Raw genomic sequence first — 19,443 nt, forward strand, 5'->3', positions numbered from 1 at the left:
ACTGGATGTGCCGACGCTATCGCGAGCAGGCTCGCTCCCACAGTTGAAATGGTGTGTTGGTTAGGTTTCTGTTGGAGTCTGGCAATGCCGTTACGCGAAGAGTGTCTGTGGGAAAAACTGACGCCGCAAAGGCCTGACAACGCGGCGCTCAAGGGCGAGGTGACGGTGGATGTCTGCGTCATCGGCGCCGGTTTCACCGGTCTGTCGGCGGCGGTGCATCTGCTGGAAAAAGGCAAAAGCGTCTGTGTACTGGAAGCCCATCGCGCCGGTCATGGCGGATCGGGGCGCAACGTCGGGCTGGTCAATGCCGGGATGTGGATTCCACCGGACGAGATCGAAGCCGGTTTCGGCGAGGCGGTCGGCAGTCAGCTTAATCGCATGCTCGGTGCGGCACCGTCCCTGGTGTTCAGCCTTGTGGATAAGTACAACATCGATTGCCAGTTACGCCGTGAAGGCACGTTGCACATGGCGCACAACGCCCGTGGCGAAGCGGACTTGCGCAGTCGTGAAGAACAATGGAAACGTCGCGGCGCGCCGGTGGAACTGCTGACCGGTCAAGCCTGCGAACAAGCGACGGGTACCAAAAAAATTGCCGCTGCGCTGCTCGATCGACGCGCCGGCACGATCAACCCAATGGCTTACACGACGGGGCTGGCCAAAGCGGCCATCGGTCTCGGCGGTCAGTTGTTCGATCATTCCCCGGTGACCCGACTCGAACGTCAGGGCCAGCGCTGGTCGGTGCAAACCGCTCAGGGTTCGGTGCTTGCCGAGCAAGTCGTGATTGCCTCTAACGCCTACACCGAAGGTGACTGGACGGAATTGCGGCGCAACTTCTTCCCCGGTTATTACTATCAAGTGGCCTCGGTCCCGCTGACCGAAGAGGCAGCGCAACAAATTCTCCCCGGTGGCCAGGGTTCCTGGGACACCCGCCAGGTCCTCAGCAGTGTTCGTCGCGATAAGGACGGCCGTCTGCTGCTTGGCAGTCTCGGTAATGGCAATCAGAAACCGACCTGGTTTCTCAAGGCCTGGGCCGACCGGGTTCAGCAGCACTATTTTCCTTATCTCAAACCGGTGGAATGGGAATGTACCTGGACCGGTTGCATCGCCTTCACCCCCGATCATTTGATGCGTTTGTTCGAGCCGGCGCCCGGTTTGGTGGCAGTCACCGGTTACAACGGCCGGGGCGTCACTACTGGCACTGTCGTCGGCAAAGCCTTTGCCGATTATCTGTGTAACGGAAATCCTCAAGCACTGCCGATTCCCTTTGCGCCCATGCAGCCATTGGCGGGTGTGGGATTGCGCAGCTGTCTGTACGAGGCCGGATTCTCGCTGTATCACGCAGGCCAGTGCCTGCGGATCGTTATTTGATTGTTGAAATTTGTTGCTGAAAGCGGCGCTTTTTCGCGCAGCGTCTAGCCTGTAAAAGGTGCGGGTTGTAGCAGTTGCGCACCAGCAGTGTGCACTTCGGTGACGCATGTTGTTACAGGCTGGTTGCACGTCGTTTGGCGCCGCGGTTGCAATGATGGCGCGCTCGGGTTGCGCCTTTAAAAATAAATGGTTTCACCTTCCGCGGTTTAGACGGTTGCACACCCAATGAAAATGGGATCGAAACAGTCGAAATAACAATAAAGCAGCGACTTTTTTCAGAATAAAAAACCGATGGCACGGCCCTTGCTCTGAGCATTCAGGAAGTCGCAGTGCCAACTAAAAAAAAACCTTGGAGCACCACCTCATGTCCCAGACGTTTTACAAAAAAGGCTTTTTGGCCCTCGCAGTGGCAACTGCGTTGGGTGTTTCTGCGTTTGCACAGGCTGATGTGAAAATCGGTGTGGCGGGACCGATGACCGGCGCCAACGCGGCATTTGGCGAGCAGTACATGAAGGGTGCACAGGCTGCGGCCGATGCGGTCAACGCAGCGGGCGGCGTAAACGGGGAAAAAATCGTACTGGTCAAAGGCGATGACGCCTGCGAACCGAAACAGGCTGTGACGGTCGCCAAGGACCTGACCAACCAGAAAGTCGCTGGTGTAGTCGGTCACTTCTGCTCCTCCTCGACCATCCCGGCTTCGGAGATCTACGACGAAGCGGGCATCATCGCGATCACTCCAGGCTCCACCAACCCACAGGTAACCGAACGCGGCCTGGCTGCCATGTTCCGTATGTGCGGTCGTGACGACCAGCAAGGCATCGTGGCCGGCGACTACATCGTCGACGTGCTCAAAGGCAAGAAAGTCGTGGTCCTGCACGACAAAGACACCTACGGCCAAGGTCTGGCGGACGCCACCAAGGCGCAACTGGTCAAGCGCGGCGTAACGCCGGTGCTGTACGAAGGCCTGACCCGCGGCGAGAAAGACTTCAGCGCCGTGGTGACCAAGGTCCGTGCGGCCGGTGCCGACGTGGTCTACTTCGGTGGCTTGCACCCGGAAGCCGGTCCACTGGTTCGCCAACTGCGTGAGCAAGGCCTCAAAGACGTCAAGTTCATGTCCGATGACGGCATCGTGACCGACGAACTGGTGACCACCGCCGGTGGCCCGCAGAACGTTGACGGCGTGTACATGACCTTCGGCGCCGACCCGCGCCTGCTGCCGGACAGCAAGACGGTAGTGGATGAGTTCCGTAAAAAAGGCACCGAGCCTGAAGGCTACACCCTGTACGCCTACGCTTCGGTCCAGACCCTGGCGGCTGCCTTCAATGGCGCCAAGTCCAACAAGGGCGACGACGCAGCCAAATGGCTGAAAGCCAACAAGGTCCAAACCGTGATGGGCGAGAAGACCTGGGACGCCAAGGGCGACCTGAAAATCTCCGACTACGTGGTTTACCAGTGGGACAAGGACGGCAAATACCACCAACTGGAAAAACAGAAGTGATATGAACTGCTGATGGCCCGGCGCCTTGTGCGCCGGGCCATCCATCAACATGTCCGTGCAGTACCTGTCTTTTCTCGTAGAGCTGCACACAACCGTGTTGCGCCGGCGGCTGAACCCCGGTCCGTCGTACCCGGCTTCTGTGCAGTCTCTCAAATGCGTGAGATTGCGTTATGGATGGTATTTTCCTGCAGCAACTGGTCAACGGCCTGACCCTCGGGTCGGTCTATGGCCTGATCGCCATCGGCTACACAATGGTCTATGGCATCATCGGCATGATCAACTTCGCCCACGGCGAGGTTTACATGATTTCCGCTTACCTCGCGGCAATCAGTCTGGCTCTGCTGGCTTACTTCGGTATTGAATCCTTCCCTCTGCTGATGCTCGGCACATTGGTCTTCACCATCATCGTCACGGCGGTGTATGGCTGGGTCATCGAGCGCGTCGCTTACAAACCGTTGCGCAACTCCACACGACTGGCACCGCTGATCAGCGCCATCGGTATTTCCCTGATCCTGCAAAACTATGCACAGATCGCCCAGGGCGCCCGCCAACAGGGCGTACCTACACTGCTTACCGGTGCATGGCGAGTTGAAGTCGGGACCGGCTTCGTTCAGCTCACCTACACCAAGATCTTCATTCTGATCGCCGCATTTGTCGGGATGGGCCTGCTGACCTACGTCATCAAGTACACCAAGCTCGGCCGCATGTGCCGCGCCACCCAGCAAGACCGCAAGATGGCCTCGATCCTGGGGATCAACACCGACCGGGTGATTTCCTATGTGTTCATCATCGGTGCAGCGATGGCGGCTCTGGCCGGCGTGCTGATCACCATGAACTACGGCACGTTCGACTTCTACGCAGGCTTCGTCATCGGGATCAAAGCGTTCACTGCCGCGGTACTCGGCGGGATTGGTTCGCTGCCTGGCGCCATGCTCGGCGGGATTATTCTGGGGATCTCCGAATCACTGTTCTCAGGTCTGGTGAACTCGGACTACAAAGACGTTTTCAGCTTCTCGCTGCTCGTTCTTGTTCTGGTCTTTCGGCCTCAAGGCCTGCTCGGCCGTCCTCTTGTGTCGAAGGTGTAAGCGATGTCTTCAACCACTAAAAAAACCATTGATCTCAAAAGAAGCCTGGTTGACGCGATTCTTGCCGGTCTTGTGGCCCTGATTGTGTTCGGCCCGATTGTCGGCATCGTCCTCGACGGCTACGGCTTCAACCTGCAGCCGACACGCGTGGCATGGATTGTCGCCATTGTCATGGCCGGCCGCTTTGCCTTGAGCCTGTTCCTGCAAACCCCCAAGGGCCTGAGAATTCTCGAAGGCTTTGAAAGCACCGGCTCCGGGGTTCATGTACTGCCGCCTGATTACAAATCCCGATTGCGCTGGATCATCCCGGTGTTGATTGTCGTCGCCGTGGTGTTCCCGTTTTTCTCCAACTCCTACCTGCTGGGCGTGGTCATCCTCGGGCTGATCTACGTACTGCTGGGCCTGGGGCTGAACATCGTGGTCGGCCTGGCCGGTCTGCTCGACCTGGGTTACGTGGCGTTCTACGCCATCGGTGCCTACGGGTTGGCGCTCGGTTACCAATACCTCGGCCTGGGCTTCTGGACGGTGCTGCCGCTGGCGGCGATCACCGCCGGACTTGCCGGTTGCATCCTCGGTTTCCCGGTGCTGCGTCTGCACGGTGACTACCTGGCGATCGTGACCCTGGGCTTCGGTGAAATCATCCGGTTGATCCTCAATAACTGGTTGTCCCTGACTGGCGGCCCGAATGGCATGGCTGCTCCGTTGCCAACCTTCTTCGGCATCGAGTTCGGCAAGAGGGCGAAAGAGGGCGGGGTGCCTTTCCATGAGTTCTTTGGCATCGCCTATAACCCGGACGTGAAGTACTACTTCATCTACGCGGTGTTGTTCCTGGTGGTATTGGCCGTATTGCACATCAAGCACCGCTTGACCCGCATGCCGGTCGGTCGCGCCTGGGAAGCCTTGCGTGAAGACGAAATCGCTTGCCGCTCCATGGGCCTGAACCACGTACTGGTCAAACTCTCGGCGTTCACCATCGGTGCATCGACGGCCGGTCTGGCGGGTGTGTTCTTCGCCACCTATCAAGGCTTCGTCAACCCGACCTCGTTCACCTTTTTCGAATCGGCATTGATCCTCGCCATCGTGGTACTCGGCGGCATGGGCTCGACCATCGGCGTGGTGATTGCGGCCTTCGTGCTGACCGTCGCCCCGGAACTGCTGCGCGGCTTCGCTGAATACCGCGTGCTGTTGTTCGGGGTCCTGATGGTGTTGATGATGATCTGGCGACCGCGCGGCCTGATTCGGATCAGCCGTACCGGTGTGACCCCGCGTAAAGGAGTAGCGCCATGAGCGAAGTCGTACTCTCGGTCGAGAAGCTGATGATGCACTTCGGCGGCATCAAGGCGTTGAACGATGTCAGCCTGAAGGTCAAACGCAACTCGATCTTCGCCCTGATCGGCCCCAACGGCGCCGGCAAGACCACCGTGTTCAACTGCCTGACCGGGTTCTACAAGGCCTCGGGCGGCAAGATCGAACTCAACGTGCGTGGCGAGCGGACCGATGTCATCAAAATGCTGGGTGAACCGTTCAAGGCGACTGATTTTGTATCGCCGAAAAACTTCATCAGCCGGCTCCACTACAAGATGTTCGGCGGCACTCATCTGGTGAATCGTGCCGGCCTGGCGCGGACCTTCCAGAACATTCGCCTGTTCAAGGAAATGTCGGTGCTGGAAAACCTGCTGGTGGCCCAACACATGTGGGTCAACCGCAGCATGCTGGCCGGGATCCTCAACACCAAGGGTTATCGCAAAGCCGAAAGCGATGCACTGGACCACGCGTTCTACTGGCTGGAAGTGGTGGATCTGGTGGACTGCGCCAACCGCCTGGCCGGTGAGCTGTCCTACGGTCAGCAACGCCGTCTGGAAATCGCCCGGGCCATGTGCACCCGGCCGCAGATCATCTGCCTCGACGAACCGGCCGCCGGCCTCAACCCTCAGGAAACCGAAGCGCTGAGCGCGATGATCCGGCTGCTGCGCGACGAGCATGATCTGACCGTGGTGCTGATCGAACACGACATGGGCATGGTAATGAGCATTTCCGACCACATCGTGGTGCTGGACCACGGCATCGTCATCGCCGAGGGCGGCCCCGACGACATCCGACACGATCCGAAAGTGATTGCGGCCTACCTGGGCGCCGATGAAGAGGAAGTGGTGCTATGAGCCAACCCATCCTCGAACTGAAGGATCTGGATGTGTTCTACGGGCCGATCCAGGCTCTGAAGAATGTCTCGCTGCACATCAATGAAGGTGAAACGGTCAGCCTGATCGGCTCCAACGGCGCCGGTAAATCGACCCTGCTGATGTCGATTTTCGGTCAGCCGCGGGCGGCGGACGGGCAGATCATCTATCAGGGTGTGGATATCACCCACAAGTCATCCCACTACATTGCGTCCAACGGCATCGCTCAATCGCCGGAAGGGCGGCGGGTGTTCCCCGACATGACCGTCGAGGAAAACCTGCTGATGGGCACCATTCCTATCGGTGACAAGTACGCCAAGGAAGACATGCAACGCATGTTCGAGTTGTTCCCGCGACTCGAAGAGCGGCGCACCCAGCGGGCGATGACCATGTCTGGCGGCGAGCAGCAAATGCTCGCCATCGCCCGTGCGTTGATGAGCCGGCCGAAACTGCTGTTGCTTGACGAGCCGAGCCTGGGCTTGGCGCCGATTGTGGTGAAACAGATCTTCGCGACCCTGCGGGAACTGGCCAAAACCGGCATGACGATCTTCCTGGTGGAGCAGAACGCCAACCACGCCCTCAAACTGTCGGACCGGGCGTACGTGATGGTCAACGGCGAGATCCGCCTCACGGGCACCGGCAAGGAGCTGCTGGTTAACGAGGAAGTGCGTAACGCCTATCTTGGCGGCCACTAAACGGCTGAGCCCATAAAAAACGCCCTGACGCATCCACGTCAGGGCGTTTTTTTATGCCGGTCGTAAAGGTTTTTTGAAATTGTGGAAAACAATATTCACAAGCTCTCAAAGCGCGACATAAAGCCGCTGCAAATAGTTGTTTTGTCACGGTTTTGACTTGTCCCCGTTTGCTGTGGAGCTGGCTGTGAATAACGTGGGAGTAGCTGGCTGAAAGCCTTTGAAACCGCGGCTTGCAGAGTTGTGGATGTTTTTTGATCAGGCGTTTTTGCGTGACCGCGAGCGGGCTTTGTCAACCTTTTTGTTGATGACGAAAACGGGCCAAAACAGGGTGGAGCTGCCTGTGGATAAGTCTGTGGTTAAACTCTGGAAAGACTCGGCTGAAGGCCGTAGTTACTGGCTTGGCGCCATCGTCGATATGACCGGTTAATCGTGCAAAATGCCATGGGCTACACAGCCGGCGTTCCAGGGTCAAGCAAAAAAATTTCAAATTTGCCCGCAAAGCCTTGTGCACAGCGGCTTACAGCTTTTCCACTTGCCCCCGGAAACTGTGGACCGGCCTGTGGATAAGGTGCGTGCACATGGCTGAGAGCCACGGCGGGCAAGGTGTGGCAACGTTTGATTGTTTTTTGTACAGCTTCTGCGGTAGTTGCCGCTATGGGCAAGGCCGGGCATGCTGCCTGCTGATTTTCTATTCCAGTGGCTGTCGATCAGCCGAAGCAAGGAGAACACGATGTCCAACACCCTGTTTATTACCGGCGCGACCTCCGGTTTTGGTGAAGCCTGCGCCCGTCGTTTTGCCGAAGCCGGCTGGAAACTGGTGCTGACCGGCCGTCGTGAAGAGCGCCTCAATGCGCTGTGCGCCGAGTTGTCGAAGCAGACCGAGGTTCATGGCCTGGTGCTCGACGTGCGTGATCGCAAGGCCATGGAGGAGGCGATTGCCAACCTGCCGCCGTCCTTCGCCAAACTGCGCGGGCTGATCAACAATGCCGGGCTGGCCTTGGGTGTTGACCCGGCGCCCAAGTGCGACCTCGACGATTGGGACACCATGGTCGACACCAACATCAAAGGCCTGATGTACAGCACTCGTCTGTTGTTGCCCCGCCTGATTGCTCACGGTCGTGGCGCCGGCATCGTCAACCTTGGCTCCATTGCCGGCAACTACCCGTACCCGGGCAGCCATGTGTATGGCGCGAGCAAAGCGTTCGTTAAACAGTTCTCCCTGAACTTGCGCTGCGACCTGCAAGGTACGGGCGTGCGGGTGAGCAATATCGAGCCGGGCCTGTGTGAGAGCGAGTTCTCACTGGTGCGTTTCGCCGGTGACCAGGAGCGTTACAACGCGACCTACGCCGGTGCCGAGCCGATCCAGCCGCAAGACATCGCCGACACCATTTTCTGGGTGCTCAATGCCCCGGCGCACATCAACATCAACAGCCTGGAGCTGATGCCGGTGAGCCAGACGTGGAGCGGGTTTGCGATTGAGCGGAATGCCAAGGCTTAAGACCGCGTAACGGCCATCGCGAGCAAGCTCGCTCCCACAGGTTTTATGTTGACTCGCCATTTCGCGAACGACACAACCCCTGTGGGAGCGAGCTTGCTCCGGGCGGCGATCCGACGATAGCGATCTATCAATCAGCGCAGATAATCGGCTAATCCGCGATAGCAGGTTGCCAAGTGATAAGGCGTGGTCGATGGCATGTCCCGACGTGTCACATCACCGTTCTCATCACGGCACTCATACCAGCCCCCCGCATGCAGAGAGCGCTGCTGCAACGCCTGCAATTGGCGCAGCACCGCAGCCTCGCTGTCTGGCCGCAAGGTCAGGGCGCGCAGGTATTCAGCCTGAGCCCAGATTCGCTGCGTAGCGTCCCGAGCTTGGCCGTTCGGTTCCAGGTCGAGCATGGCCCGCACGGCGCCGGTCTGTTGATCGACGCCCAGTTGTTCGGTGAAGGCAAAGGCGCGTTCCAGAGAGGCGTGGAGTGTCGAACCTCGCAGCAACGAAGACGATTCCAGCAGGAAATACCACTCGAACTGGTGCCCCGGTTCAAACCAGTTATCCACAGCCCCCAGTGGTTTTTCCATCAACACACCGTGTTGCGGGTCGATAAAACGCTTCTGCATCGCTGTGCATAACTCGACGAGCGCGTCTTGCACGGCGACGTCTTTGCGCACCGATAGCGTGGCGAGGAAGGCTTCGGCCAAGTGCATCAGAGGATTTTGCAGCGGCCCGGACTCGAGCGAGGACCAGTCACGGCCGAGGCTGGCTTCGTACAGGCCGTCGCCCGAGGCAAAGCGCTGCGCAACCACTTCCAGTACGGCGTTGAGCACCGATTCCACCAGCGGTTCGCGGACCTTGTCCCAGTAATGGGCGCAGGCGAACAGGATGAAGGCGTGGGTGTAGAGGTCTTTGCTCTGATCCAGCGGCGCACCCTGCGGGTCGACGCTGTAGAACCAGCCGCCATGCTCGGCATCGTGGAAATGCTGCTGCAGGGAACGGAACAGCGCTGCAGCGCGCTCTTCGGCGGCCGGAACCTGGCCGATCAGGCTGGAAAACAGGTAGAGCTGCCGCGCGCAGGCCATGGCCCGGTAACGTTGGGGCGGCAGCGGATGGTGCTCGGCGTCCAGCGCCTCATAGGGCAGCGCCATGTCGGCATTCCAGCCGGGACCTTGCCAGAGCGGCACGATCACGTCCTGGAAGTGCTGTTGCACCGAGGCAAACAGAGCGGTCAATTCAGGCTGGGAGGCGGAGCGGGAAACAGGCGGCATTGGCTGGCGTCGTCACGGCAGGGTTGATTGCGCGACATGTTATCAGGCCTGAGAGATGCGGTGTCTGTCAGACCGCTATCGCGAGCAGGCCATCACAGGCGATAAAGAAGTCAGCCCGCTAGTAGCCACACGCCAGTCGCCGCCGAGGCCGCACCCGCCAGTCGAACCAACGGCGCCGCCGCTTGCGGCAACACCCGCACCACGGCATAACCCAACCCGTGCAACGAAGCCGTCGCCGCCACAAAACCCGCCGCATACGCCCAAGTGCTCGACATCTGCGGCAACTCCAGTCCGTGCGCCACCCCGTGGAACAACGCAAACAAAGCGGTTGCCGCAACGGCGAGGCTCAACGGCGGACGCACGGCCAATGCCACCGCCAGACCCAGCGCCAGCACCGACGCCGCAATCCCGCTCTCCAGCGCCGGCAGGTTCAGCCCTTCAAACCCCAGCAACCCGCCGATCAGCATGATGCCGACGAATGTGCACGGCAGCGCCCAGCGTGCAGCGCCTTTCTGCTGCGCTGCCCACAAACCGACCGCAACCATTGCCAACAAGTGATCGAGGCCTCCGATCGGATGGCTGATGCCGGCGATCAAACCGTTGTCACCATGCCCCGGGTGGGCGAAGGCGATGGCCGGGGTCAGCAGCAGGGCGATGGCGCCCAGAATGCGTTTAAGTGTCATGGATAAGTTTCCTTGTTGATAAAAGTTGATCGTGTTCACGCCGCTGTCAGCAGCCCCTGGCGTTCGATGAAGGCGATGATTTCTTCCAGGCCGAGGCCGGTTTTCTGGTTGCTGAAAACGAACGGTTTGCCGTTGCGCATGCGCTTGGTGTCGCTGTCCATCAGTTCCAGCGACGCACCCACCAATGGCGCGAGGTCGATTTTGTTGATCACCAGCAGATCCGATTTGCAGATCCCCGGCCCACCCTTGCGCGGCAGCTTGTCGCCGGCCGAGACGTCGATCACGTAGATGGTCAGGTCAGACAGTTCAGGGCTGAAGGTGGCAGACAGGTTGTCACCACCGGACTCCACAAGGATCAGGTCCAGCCCCGGAAAGCGGCGGTTCAGTTGGTCCACGGCTTCGAGGTTGATCGAGGCGTCTTCGCGGATCGCCGTGTGCGGGCAGCCGCCGGTTTCCACGCCGATGATCCGCTCCGGCGCCAGGGCTTCGTTGCGCACCAGAAAGTCGGCGTCTTCGCGGGTGTAGATGTCGTTGGTGACCACCGCCAGGTTGTAGCGGTCGCGTAGCGCCAGGCACAGGGCCAAAGTCAGAGCGGTTTTGCCGGAACCGACCGGGCCGCCGATACCGATGCGCAGAGGTTGTGTGTTCATGTGCTTCTCCAAAATAACAGGCCCAAAATAAAGGCCCTAGGAACGGAACAGACGGCTGTACTGGCGCTCATGGGCCATGCACGCCAGGGACAGGCCGAAAGCGGCGCTGCCATAGTGTTCGGGGTTGATTCGGGTGGCGTTCTGCTGAGCCTCTTGCAGCAGCGGAAGCAACTGGCTGGTCAGGCGTTGCGCGGCTTGTTGGCCCAGCGGCAGGGTTTTCATCAGCACCGCCAGTTGGTTTTCCAGCCAACTCCAGAGCCACGCCGCGAGTGCGTCCTGCGGGCTGATATTCCAGGCGCGAGCGGCCAGTGCCCAGCCGAGGGCCAGATGAGGTTCGGGGCGTTGTTCGAGAAAGGCGCGGGCCGATGCATCCAGCTCAGGCAAACCGTTGAGCAGTTGCTGCAACGAATAGCCCATCTGCCGGCTCTCCTGATGCAGCTCCCTGGTTTCCCGGCTGGCGCGATGTTCTTCGCAGCGTTGCAGCAATTCACCCCAGTTTTCATCAGCGGCGGCCACGCAATGGGCGAGCAGCAACGGTGCTTCGAAACGCGCCAGGTTCAGCAGCAACTGATCACTGATCCAGCGGCGGGCGCTGTCAGGATCATTCACCCGGCCGTTGTCCACAGCCATTTCCAGACCTTGGGAATAGCTGTAACCGCCAATCGGCAGTTGCGGACTGGCCAGGCGCAACAGCGCCCAGGCTGGGTTCATAGCCGCACGCCGAACTGGTGCAGTTTCGGCGGGTAGTTGAAGTCTTCATCGCCGTGGCGCGAATGGTGGTGGCCGCCACCGTAGGCGCCGTGTTCCGGCTGGAACGGCGCTTCGATGTTCTCGACCTTGGCATCAAGCTGTTCGAGCATGGCCTTGAGCACGTAGTCGTCGAGCAGGCGCAACCAGCCATCGCCAATTTGCAGGGCGACATGGCGGTTGCCGAGGTGATAGGCGGCGCGAGTCAGTTCGAAAGCATTGGCGCAGGTGACGTGCAGCAGGTGTTCGGCCCGAGCGCAGACGCGGACGATGCGCCCGTCTTCGGCTTGCAGGCACTCACCGTCATACAGGGGTGGCTGACCGCGCTCCAAAAACAATCCGACGTCTTCACCCTCGGCACTGAAACAGCGCAAACGGCTTTTGCTCCGGGCTTCGAAGGTCAGGTGCAACTCGGCGGCCCAGACGGGTTGAGGGTCGATTCTGCGATGAATCACCAGCATCGGAAGGCTTCCAGCAATGGACAATGCTTAGGCTAGAGCAAGGGGCTTGCCAATCGAGCTAAGAGTAGGAAATGCCTGTCGGAGCTCAGCAAGTGCTTCAGGACGCTGCGGCGATTTGGATGAGTTTGGTGCGCGCCTATTTCGGCTGCACCAAGTTGAGGCGAGGTTTTTTTGTGGGAGCGAGCTTGCTCGCGATTGCGGTGGGTCAGTTACTTCAATGTCGACTGTGGGGCCGCCATCGCGAGCAAGCTCGCTCCCACAGGGGGGTTATTACTCAGTACTGCCGAGTCCTTGCCAATGCTTCAACCCGATAAAGATAAAGCGCAATTGCTGAGTGATTTTCGCCTGCGGCGTCAGATGCTCGGGCAATGCCTGTGCCGGCGGATCAATGATGTCCGGCAAGGTTGCGAACACGCTTTTAACAATCAGATCAGCCATGACGCTCAGGCCAGCGATGTCCAGGTGTTGCAGTTTCGGCATCAAGGACAGGTCGGCCGCCAGGTCCGAGCTGATGTCTTCGCGCAAACGGCCGATGGCCAGCCGCACTGGCAGCGAACCGCCGTACTGCTCACGAGCGAGAAACAGGAACTGCGAGCGATTGGCCGTGACCACGTCGAGAAAGATCCGCACCGAGGCGTCGATGATGCCGCCCATGACGAACTCGTTGTGGCGCACCAGGCGAATGGTTTCGCGGAAGGTTTGACCGACTTCACTCACCAGTACCAGGCCCAGTTCATCCATATCGGCGAAATGCCGGTAGAAACCGGTGGGCACGATCCCGGCGGTTCTGGCGACTTCGCGCAGGCTCAGGCTGCCGAATCCTCGGCCGCATTCCATCAAGTGGCGGGCAGCGTCCATCAGGGCGTTGCGGGTCTGTTGTTTCTGTTCGGCGCGGGGCAGCATCGCAAGGGTGTTTTCTGGATAAGACAGCGGCGCACTCTAGCAAATCGGCTTTGCCGGCGTCGAATGACTATCGGGGGATCAAGCAGGGAAGTGAGGCATCTATAACGTCAAAAGCCCAATCCGGGGATTGGGCTTTTTTTCAGGGCCGCCATGGGCTCAGCTCAAAGCGCTGTTGCGTTCGATGACACGGTCACCACCACCTTCAGCCAGAGTTTGACCTTGTGGAGTGCGATCGGAACCGTCAGCAGCCAGGGTTTGACCTTGTGGAGTGCGATCGGAACCGTCAGCAGCCAGGGTTTGACCTTGTGGAGTACGATCGGAACCGTCAGCAGCCAGGGTTTGGCCTTGTGGAGTGCGATCAGAACCATCAGCAGCCAGGGTTTGACCCTGTGGAGTGCGATCGGAACCGTCAGCAGCCAGGGTCTGACCTTGTGGAGTGCGGTCGGAACCATCAGCAGCCAAGGTTTGACCTTGTGGAGTACGGTCCGAGCCATCCTGGGTGATCAGGCCTTTTTCTTTCAGGCGATCATTGCCACCTTCGGCGACGGTTTGGCTGAATACCGAGTGGGTGGATTTGACTTGTGGGGTCGCCTGGTCAGCAGCTGGCAGGGCGAAAGCCGTGCTGGCCAGCATGGAGAGGGTAAGGCTAAGCAGTAATTGGCGTTTCATGATTGGGTGCTCCGTAGGAGGGCGATAAAGTGGGTACGAGGGCAATGCTACTCTCGATAAGTCGATATAAAAGTTCATAAACGCAATGGTAATAATCAACGGAATTGATTGTTCCGTGAAACGGCTCTAAATCGGGCGTTTCCGCCGGACGATTTTGCGCTGAGATGGGTATTTTCCACTCACTCGCGCCTTGCAAAAGTGCGGGTCCGGTAACGCATCCTGTCGCCGGCCGATTATTTGAGAGTTAAGCGGTATTTCGGTTAAACCTGCGCGCCATTTTCCAGTCCTAGACTTCATGGCAGGCCGGTTCTGGCCTAACGTTTCAAGCGTGCGTCGCAGTCAGGGCGCTCAGTCGTATCAGGAGCCCTGTGCAATGACGCGCACTCGTAAAGTTTTTACCTGGACCCTCGCCAGCCTTGTTGTCCTGCTGGCCGTACTGGTTCTGATCATCGCGTTCTTCGATTGGAACCGGATCAAACCACCGCTTAATGCCAAAGTTTCCGAAGAGCTGCACCGCCCGTTCGCCATCAACGGCAATCTCGCGGTGGTCTGGCAACGTGAACCCGACGAGGGCGGCTGGCGCGCGTGGGTGCCGTGGCCGCATGTGGTGGCGGAGGACTTGAGCCTGGGCAACCCGGACTGGTCGAAGAAGCCGCAGATGGTCACCCTCAAGCGTGTCGAGTTGCGCATCTCGCCCTTGGCCTTATTGGCGCAGCGCGTGGTGATCCCGCGTATTGACCTGACCGAACCGAATGCCGACCTCCAGCGCCTGGCCGACGGCCGCGCCAACTGGACCTTCAAATTCGATCCGAAAGACCCGAACGCCGAGCCTTCAAGCTGGGTGGTGGACATCGGTGCGATTGGCTTCGACAAAGGTCACGTCATCCTCGACGACCAGAGTCTGAAGACTCAACTCGACTTGATCATCGACCCATTGGGCAAACCAATTCCGTTCAGCGATATCGTCGGTGACAAAGCCGCGAAAACCGCGTCGGAGAAGGGCGCCGCGCCGCAGGATTATGCGTTCGCGCTGAAGGTTAAAGGCCAATACCACGGCCAGAAACTCGCGGGCGAAGGCAAGATCGGCGGCCTGCTGGCCTTGCAGGACGCGGCCAGACCGTTCCCGCTTCAGGCACACGTGAATATCGCCGACACCAGCGTCGAACTGGCCGGCACCCTCACCGATCCACTGAACCTCGGGGCCCTGGATTTGCGCCTGAAACTGGCCGGCACCAGCCTGGGCAATCTCTACCCGCTGACTGGCGTGACCCTGCCGGACACACCGCCGTACGAGACTGACGGGCACTTGATCGCCAAGCTGCATGAAGCGGACGGCGCGGTGTTCCGTTACGAAGAATTCAACGGCAAGATCGGTCAAAGCGACATCCATGGCAGCCTGGCCTATGTCGCCAGCCAGCCGCGCCCGAAGCTGAGCGGCTCGCTGGTTTCCAATCAACTGCTGTTTGCCGACCTGGCCCCGCTGATCGGTGCCGATTCCAACGCCAAACAAAAGGCCCGTGGCGGTGAAAGCAAGCAGCCAGCAGACAAGGTGTTGCCGGTCGAAGAGTTTAAAACCGAGCGCTGGCGCGATATGGACGCTGACGTCGAGTTCACTGGCAAGCGCATCGTCCACAGCGAAAAACTGCCGTTCAACGATCTCTACACCCACCTGATACTCACTGACGGCGTGCTCAGCCTTGAGCCCCTGCGCTTCGGCGTGGCTGGCGGCAACCTGGATGCTCAGATTCGCCTCAATGGCCGAACCGAACCGTTGGAAGGCCGGGCCAAGCTCACCGCACGCAAGTTCAAACTCAAGCAGTTGTTCCCGACCTTTGAGCCGATGAAAACCAGTTTCGGCGAGCTCAATGGCGATGCCGACATCACCGGTCGTGGCAACTCGGTGGCCAAACTGCTGGGCACCGCCAATGGCAATCTGAAGATGCTGATTAACGATGGCGCTATCAGCCGCGAACTCATGGAGCTGGCCGGGCTCAACGTCGGCAACTATGTAGTCGGCAAGATCTTTGGCGACAAGGAAGTGAAGATCAACTGCGCCGCCGCGGACTTCGACATCAAGACCGGACTGGCGACCACGCGCCTGTTCGTCTTCGATACCGAAAACGCGATCATCTACATTGACGGCACCGCCAACATGGCGACTGAGCAACTGGACCTGACCATCACCCCGGAATCCAAGGGCTGGCGCTTGATATCGATGCGTTCGCCGCTGTATGTGCGGGGCAAGTTCATCAAGCCTGATGCCGGTGTGAAGGCTGTGCCGCTGATACTGCGCGGGGCGGGGATGGTGGCGTTGGGTGTGATTGCCGCACCGGCGGCGGGGTTGCTGGCGTTGGTGGCGCCGAGCGGTGGCGAACCGAATCAGTGTGCACCGTTGCTGGAGCAGATGAAGGCCGGCAAGGCGCCAGTCACCGTCAAACCCACCCGGTAACCAGAGATCGCTCCCACGCTCTGCGTGGGAGCGATCAGTCAGCTGCCGAAGTCCGCGATCTTGGCAATAGCCCCGACAACGCTGCTTCTTCCTGCAACCACGCAAAAAACGCCCGGACCGGCGGATGCCGTTCGCGCCCCGGAACGCACAGTGCAGCGTAACCGGCACCATCGACCTGAACCTCCCCCTTGTACGCCACCAGCAAACCACTGGCCACGCTCTCGGACACCAGAATATTGCTCGCCAGCACCAGGCCTTGCCCGGCAATCACTGCTTGCAGGGCGTAATGCTCTTCGTCGTATTCACGAACCGCTGGCTTTCCCGCAAGCCAGTTCTCGCCAGACTGCGCGCACCAGGCCTCCCAACCGTGGGCGTACAGTTTGGAGTTGTGCCAGCGCACGCTGATCAGTGTCGGCGTTCGGTTGGCGGCCAGGGCGACTTGCTCGGGCGAGCCATAGACGCCGAAGGATTCGTCGAACAGACACAGGCCATAAAGGTTCGGGTAATCATCGAGGCTGTAGCGCACCACCAGATCGACGCTGGCGTCCTGATGCAAATCGATGACTTCGCAATGGGTATCGAGCCGCAGGCTGATGTTCGGGTGCCGGGCGTAGAACCGGCCCAGCCGGGGCACTAGCCACAACGCAGCGAAAGCCGCGGTGGTGGAGATCGTCAGGCTCGCGCCGCTGCGTTGCGGGCGCAAGGTATCGACGCTTTGCGCCACTTCCAGCAAGGCGCCGTGCAAGCTGTGGAACAACCGTTCACCGCAGTCCGTCAGGCGAACTTGCCGTGGCAGTCGCTCGAATAACGGCACACCGAGCCAGGTCTCCAGCGAACGAATCTGATGGGAAACCGCCGTCGGCGTCACCGAGAGTTCTTCGGCGGCAGCCTTGAAGCTCAGCAGGCGCGAGGCGGATTCAAAGGCGCGCAGGGCGGTCAGCGGCAGCGAGGCAAACATTGAAAGCTCCATGGATGAAATTAATTCATCCAGACTGATTTTTGCTCATTTGAAGAGGGGCGGCTACGCGCTTCAAGCTGCAAGCCACAAGCAGTTTTAGTTTAGTCCTTCAGGAGATTCAGATGAGCACAATTCTTGCCGTACATGCCAGCCCCCGTGGCGACCGTTCTCATTCCAGGCGCTTGGCCGAGGTGTTTCTTTCAGCCTGGCAGGCGGCCAATCCTCAGTCGCACCTTACCCGTCGCGAAGTCGGTCGGGCGTTGATTCCGCCGGTCAATGAGGCTTTTGTGGCTGCCGCGTTTTACCCCGAGCCTGATGCGCGGCCGCTGTCGATGCAGGCCGATCTGGCGTTCAGCGATGAACTGGTAAGCGAGTTGCTTGGCCACGATTTGCTGGTGATCTCCACGCCGATGCACAACTTCAGCGTGCCCAGCGGCCTCAAGGCCTGGATCGATCAGATTGTGCGACTCGGATTGACCTTCAATCACACCCTGGACAATGGCGTGGCCCAATACGAGCCGCTGGTGCAGGGCAAAAAGGCGTTGATCGTCACCAGTCGCGGCGGGTTCGGTTTCGGGCCCGGTGGAGAACTTGAGGCGATGAACCATGCCGATCCGTTGTTGCGAACGGCGTTGGGGTTCATCGGCATCACCGACATTACGGTCGTGGCCGCCGAAGGCGAAGAATCCGAGGCGCGCACCTTCCAGATCTCCGCCGCTGAGGCCGAGCAGCGTTTGCGGGCGCTGGCCAGGGAGTTCTAGATGGCCTGGTTGTTTTTGCTGATCGCCGCCGGCTTCGAAGTCACCTTTGCCATGGGCATGAAGTACGCCGAGGGCTTCACCCGGCTCTGGCCGTCGATGATCACCGTGGTGGCCGCGGTGGGCGGGATCTACTTCCTGACCCTGGCCATGCGCGAGTTGCCGGTGAGCATCGCTTACCCGATCTGGACCGCCATCGGCTCCCTCGGCACGGTGTTTCTCGGGTTTGCGCTGCTCGGCGAAAGCCTGACGGCGGTCAAACTGGTGTCGGTCGGATTGATCGTGGCGGGGGTGGTGGGGCTGAAGTAGGGCGCGATGTCATAGACTGGTCGTCGAGTTGTCATCTTCGATGCCGATGCTTGGCTGATGTCTTGCTTTCAGCCTTGCGTCACCTCACCGATCACAAGGACGTTCGCCCATGTCGCAAGGTTCCGCCACGCGTTACCCGTTGGTGCTGGTCCCGGGAATGCTCGGGTTTATCCGTCTGCTGCTCTATCCATACTGGTACGGGATCATCTCGGCGTTGCGCCGGGGTGGGGCGACGGTGATTGCGGTGCAGGTCTCACCGATCAACTCCTGCGAAGTGCGCGGCGAGCAACTGCTGGCGCGGATCGAGGAAATCCTGCGGGAAACCGGGGCCGAGAAAGTCAACCTGATCGGCCACAGCCAAGGGGCGCTGACCGCCCGCTATGCGGCGGCCAAACGCCCGGATCGGGTCGCTTCGGTCACCTCGGTGGCAGGCCCCAATCACGGCTCGGAACTGGCGGATTACCTGCACAAACACTATCCGGGAGACAGCGCCAAGGGGCGTTTGCTCAGCGTTTTACTGCGCTGGATCAGTGCGCTGATGAGCCTGCTGGAAACTGGTTATCACGGGCCGAAATTGCCGGTGGATATCCATGCCTCCCATCATTCACTGACGACTGAAGGCGTGGCGCTGTTCAACCAGCGTTATCCCCAGGGTTTGCCTGAAACCTGGGGCGGGCATGGGCCGGAAGAGGTCAATGGCGTGCGGTATTACTCCTGGTCCGGGACCTTGCAGCCGGGCAAGACCAATCGCGGGCGAAACCTGTTTGATGGGACCAACCGCAGCTGCCGGTTGTTTGCCAGAACCTTCGTTCGGGAGGTCGGGCATTGCGACGGGATGGTCGGGCGTTACAGCTCGCATCTGGGGACAGTGATTGGTGACGAGTATCCGATGGATCACTTCGATATCGTCAATCAGTCGTTGGGTTTGGTAGGGAAGGGGGCGGAGCCGATCCGGTTGTTTGTCGAGCATGCTGCGCGGCTGAAAGCAGCTGGGGTTTAGCCGGTAAACCGCGTCATCGTTCTTCGCGAGCAAGCCCGCTCCCACATTTGGAATGCATTCCCCTGTGGGAGCGGGCTTGCTCGCGAAAGCGTCCGCTCAGGCTACGCGAATCTTACGGCCTAGAACTGTGGTCCAGCGCTCGGAAAGAATCACCCCACCCAACGTCAACACCCCGCCCACCAAGTGATACATCGCCAACTGCTCATGCAGCACCACCGCCGCAATCAGCGCAGTAATCAACGGCAGCAAATTAAAAAACAACGTGGTCCG

General features: G+C 59.8%; 21 protein-coding genes. 12 read left to right on the plus strand and 9 right to left on the minus strand.

Going from position 1 to position 19,443, the window contains the following annotated elements; genetic code table 11:
* Positions 1-84 precede the first annotated feature (84 nt).
* The 8 genes from amaA to ACYZTZ_RS30920 all read left to right on the plus strand — a co-directional run bounded on the left by amaA (position 85) and on the right by ACYZTZ_RS30920 (position 8,321).
* Entirely contained in the window at positions 85-1,368 is a 1,284-nt protein-coding gene (gene amaA, locus ACYZTZ_RS30885) for an L-pipecolate oxidase (protein ID WP_008153371.1), read from the plus strand.
* A gap of 364 nt (positions 1,369-1,732) precedes the next feature.
* The gene (locus tag ACYZTZ_RS30890; protein WP_462000619.1) at positions 1,733-2,866 is read left to right on the plus strand and encodes an ABC transporter substrate-binding protein; all 1,134 of its coding nucleotides are present in this window, start codon (positions 1,733-1,735) and stop codon (positions 2,864-2,866) included.
* A gap of 170 nt (positions 2,867-3,036) precedes the next feature.
* Positions 3,037-3,951: an ABC transporter permease subunit gene (locus ACYZTZ_RS30895; RefSeq protein ID WP_046044809.1), complete on the plus strand. Its 915-nt coding sequence runs from the start codon at positions 3,037-3,039 to the stop codon at positions 3,949-3,951.
* Between the two features lie 3 nt (positions 3,952-3,954).
* Entirely contained in the window at positions 3,955-5,238 is a 1,284-nt protein-coding gene (livM, locus tag ACYZTZ_RS30900; protein WP_462000620.1) for a high-affinity branched-chain amino acid ABC transporter permease LivM, read from the plus strand.
* A complete protein-coding gene (locus ACYZTZ_RS30905) occupies positions 5,235-6,110 on the plus strand; it encodes an ABC transporter ATP-binding protein (protein WP_008153377.1) in 876 nt (291 codons plus the stop codon). Before livM ends, ACYZTZ_RS30905 begins: the two co-directional genes overlap by 4 nt.
* Complete coding sequence (locus tag ACYZTZ_RS30910) at positions 6,107-6,823, plus strand: ABC transporter ATP-binding protein (RefSeq protein ID WP_008153378.1); 717 nt, start codon at positions 6,107-6,109, stop codon at positions 6,821-6,823. The genes ACYZTZ_RS30905 and ACYZTZ_RS30910 overlap by 4 nt, the downstream gene beginning before the upstream one ends.
* A 244-nt stretch (positions 6,824-7,067) precedes the next feature.
* Positions 7,068-7,250: a hypothetical protein gene (locus tag ACYZTZ_RS30915; protein WP_462000621.1), complete on the plus strand. Its 183-nt coding sequence runs from the start codon at positions 7,068-7,070 to the stop codon at positions 7,248-7,250.
* A gap of 303 nt (positions 7,251-7,553) precedes the next feature.
* The gene (locus ACYZTZ_RS30920) at positions 7,554-8,321 is read left to right on the plus strand and encodes an SDR family oxidoreductase (protein WP_056746308.1); all 768 of its coding nucleotides are present in this window, start codon (positions 7,554-7,556) and stop codon (positions 8,319-8,321) included.
* A gap of 131 nt (positions 8,322-8,452) precedes the next feature.
* Here ACYZTZ_RS30920 and ACYZTZ_RS30925 read toward each other — a convergent pair whose 3' ends face one another.
* From ACYZTZ_RS30925 to ACYZTZ_RS30955, 7 genes are all read right to left on the minus strand, one after another.
* A complete protein-coding gene (locus ACYZTZ_RS30925) occupies positions 8,453-9,586 on the minus strand; it encodes an AGE family epimerase/isomerase (protein ID WP_462000622.1) in 1,134 nt (377 codons plus the stop codon).
* A gap of 110 nt (positions 9,587-9,696) precedes the next feature.
* The gene (locus tag ACYZTZ_RS30930) at positions 9,697-10,269 is read right to left on the minus strand and encodes a HupE/UreJ family protein (RefSeq protein ID WP_462000623.1); all 573 of its coding nucleotides are present in this window, start codon (positions 10,267-10,269) and stop codon (positions 9,697-9,699) included.
* 35 nt (positions 10,270-10,304) lie between these two features.
* The gene (ureG, locus tag ACYZTZ_RS30935) at positions 10,305-10,919 is read right to left on the minus strand and encodes an urease accessory protein UreG (RefSeq protein WP_462000624.1); all 615 of its coding nucleotides are present in this window, start codon (positions 10,917-10,919) and stop codon (positions 10,305-10,307) included.
* A gap of 36 nt (positions 10,920-10,955) precedes the next feature.
* Positions 10,956-11,630, minus strand: coding sequence for an urease accessory protein UreF (locus ACYZTZ_RS30940; protein ID WP_462000625.1), 675 nt, complete (start codon positions 11,628-11,630; stop codon positions 10,956-10,958).
* A complete protein-coding gene (ureE, locus tag ACYZTZ_RS30945) occupies positions 11,627-12,127 on the minus strand; it encodes an urease accessory protein UreE (RefSeq protein WP_056746299.1) in 501 nt (166 codons plus the stop codon). The genes ACYZTZ_RS30940 and ureE overlap by 4 nt, the downstream gene beginning before the upstream one ends.
* 270 nt (positions 12,128-12,397) lie before the next feature.
* Positions 12,398-13,030 carry a TetR family transcriptional regulator gene (locus ACYZTZ_RS30950; protein WP_046044801.1) on the minus strand — a complete coding sequence of 211 codons (633 nt, stop codon included), beginning with the start codon at positions 13,028-13,030 and terminating at the stop codon, positions 12,398-12,400.
* Positions 13,031-13,186: 156 nt separating this feature from the next.
* Complete coding sequence (locus ACYZTZ_RS30955; protein WP_192409996.1) at positions 13,187-13,699, minus strand: hypothetical protein; 513 nt, start codon at positions 13,697-13,699, stop codon at positions 13,187-13,189.
* A 373-nt stretch (positions 13,700-14,072) separates the two neighbouring features.
* Here ACYZTZ_RS30955 and ACYZTZ_RS30960 point away from each other — a divergent pair, with 373 nt between their 5' ends.
* Positions 14,073-16,148 carry an AsmA family protein gene (locus ACYZTZ_RS30960; protein ID WP_462000626.1) on the plus strand — a complete coding sequence of 692 codons (2,076 nt, stop codon included), beginning with the start codon at positions 14,073-14,075 and terminating at the stop codon, positions 16,146-16,148.
* 34 nt (positions 16,149-16,182) lie between these two features.
* On the opposite strand, the gene ACYZTZ_RS30965 is transcribed toward ACYZTZ_RS30960, so the two are convergent.
* Positions 16,183-17,118: a LysR substrate-binding domain-containing protein gene (locus ACYZTZ_RS30965; RefSeq protein WP_462000627.1), complete on the minus strand. Its 936-nt coding sequence runs from the start codon at positions 17,116-17,118 to the stop codon at positions 16,183-16,185.
* A gap of 110 nt (positions 17,119-17,228) precedes the next feature.
* On the opposite strand from ACYZTZ_RS30965, the gene ACYZTZ_RS30970 reads away from it, so the two are divergent.
* From ACYZTZ_RS30970 to ACYZTZ_RS30980, 3 genes are all read left to right on the plus strand, one after another.
* Positions 17,229-17,867 carry an FMN-dependent NADH-azoreductase gene (locus tag ACYZTZ_RS30970; RefSeq protein ID WP_056746295.1) on the plus strand — a complete coding sequence of 213 codons (639 nt, stop codon included), beginning with the start codon at positions 17,229-17,231 and terminating at the stop codon, positions 17,865-17,867.
* Entirely contained in the window at positions 17,868-18,173 is a 306-nt protein-coding gene (locus ACYZTZ_RS30975) for a DMT family transporter (protein ID WP_008157366.1), read from the plus strand.
* Between the two features lie 109 nt (positions 18,174-18,282).
* Positions 18,283-19,173 (plus strand): esterase/lipase family protein, encoded by an 891-nt coding sequence (locus ACYZTZ_RS30980; RefSeq protein ID WP_046044796.1) that lies wholly within the window; start codon positions 18,283-18,285, stop codon positions 19,171-19,173.
* A 96-nt stretch (positions 19,174-19,269) separates the two neighbouring features.
* On the opposite strand, the gene ACYZTZ_RS30985 is transcribed toward ACYZTZ_RS30980, so the two are convergent.
* The coding region (locus tag ACYZTZ_RS30985) for an EamA family transporter (RefSeq protein ID WP_462000733.1) at positions 19,270-19,443 on the minus strand (174 nt) is incomplete at its 5' end.

The sequence above is a fragment of the Pseudomonas sp. LB3P58 genome, from assembly GCF_054897895.1.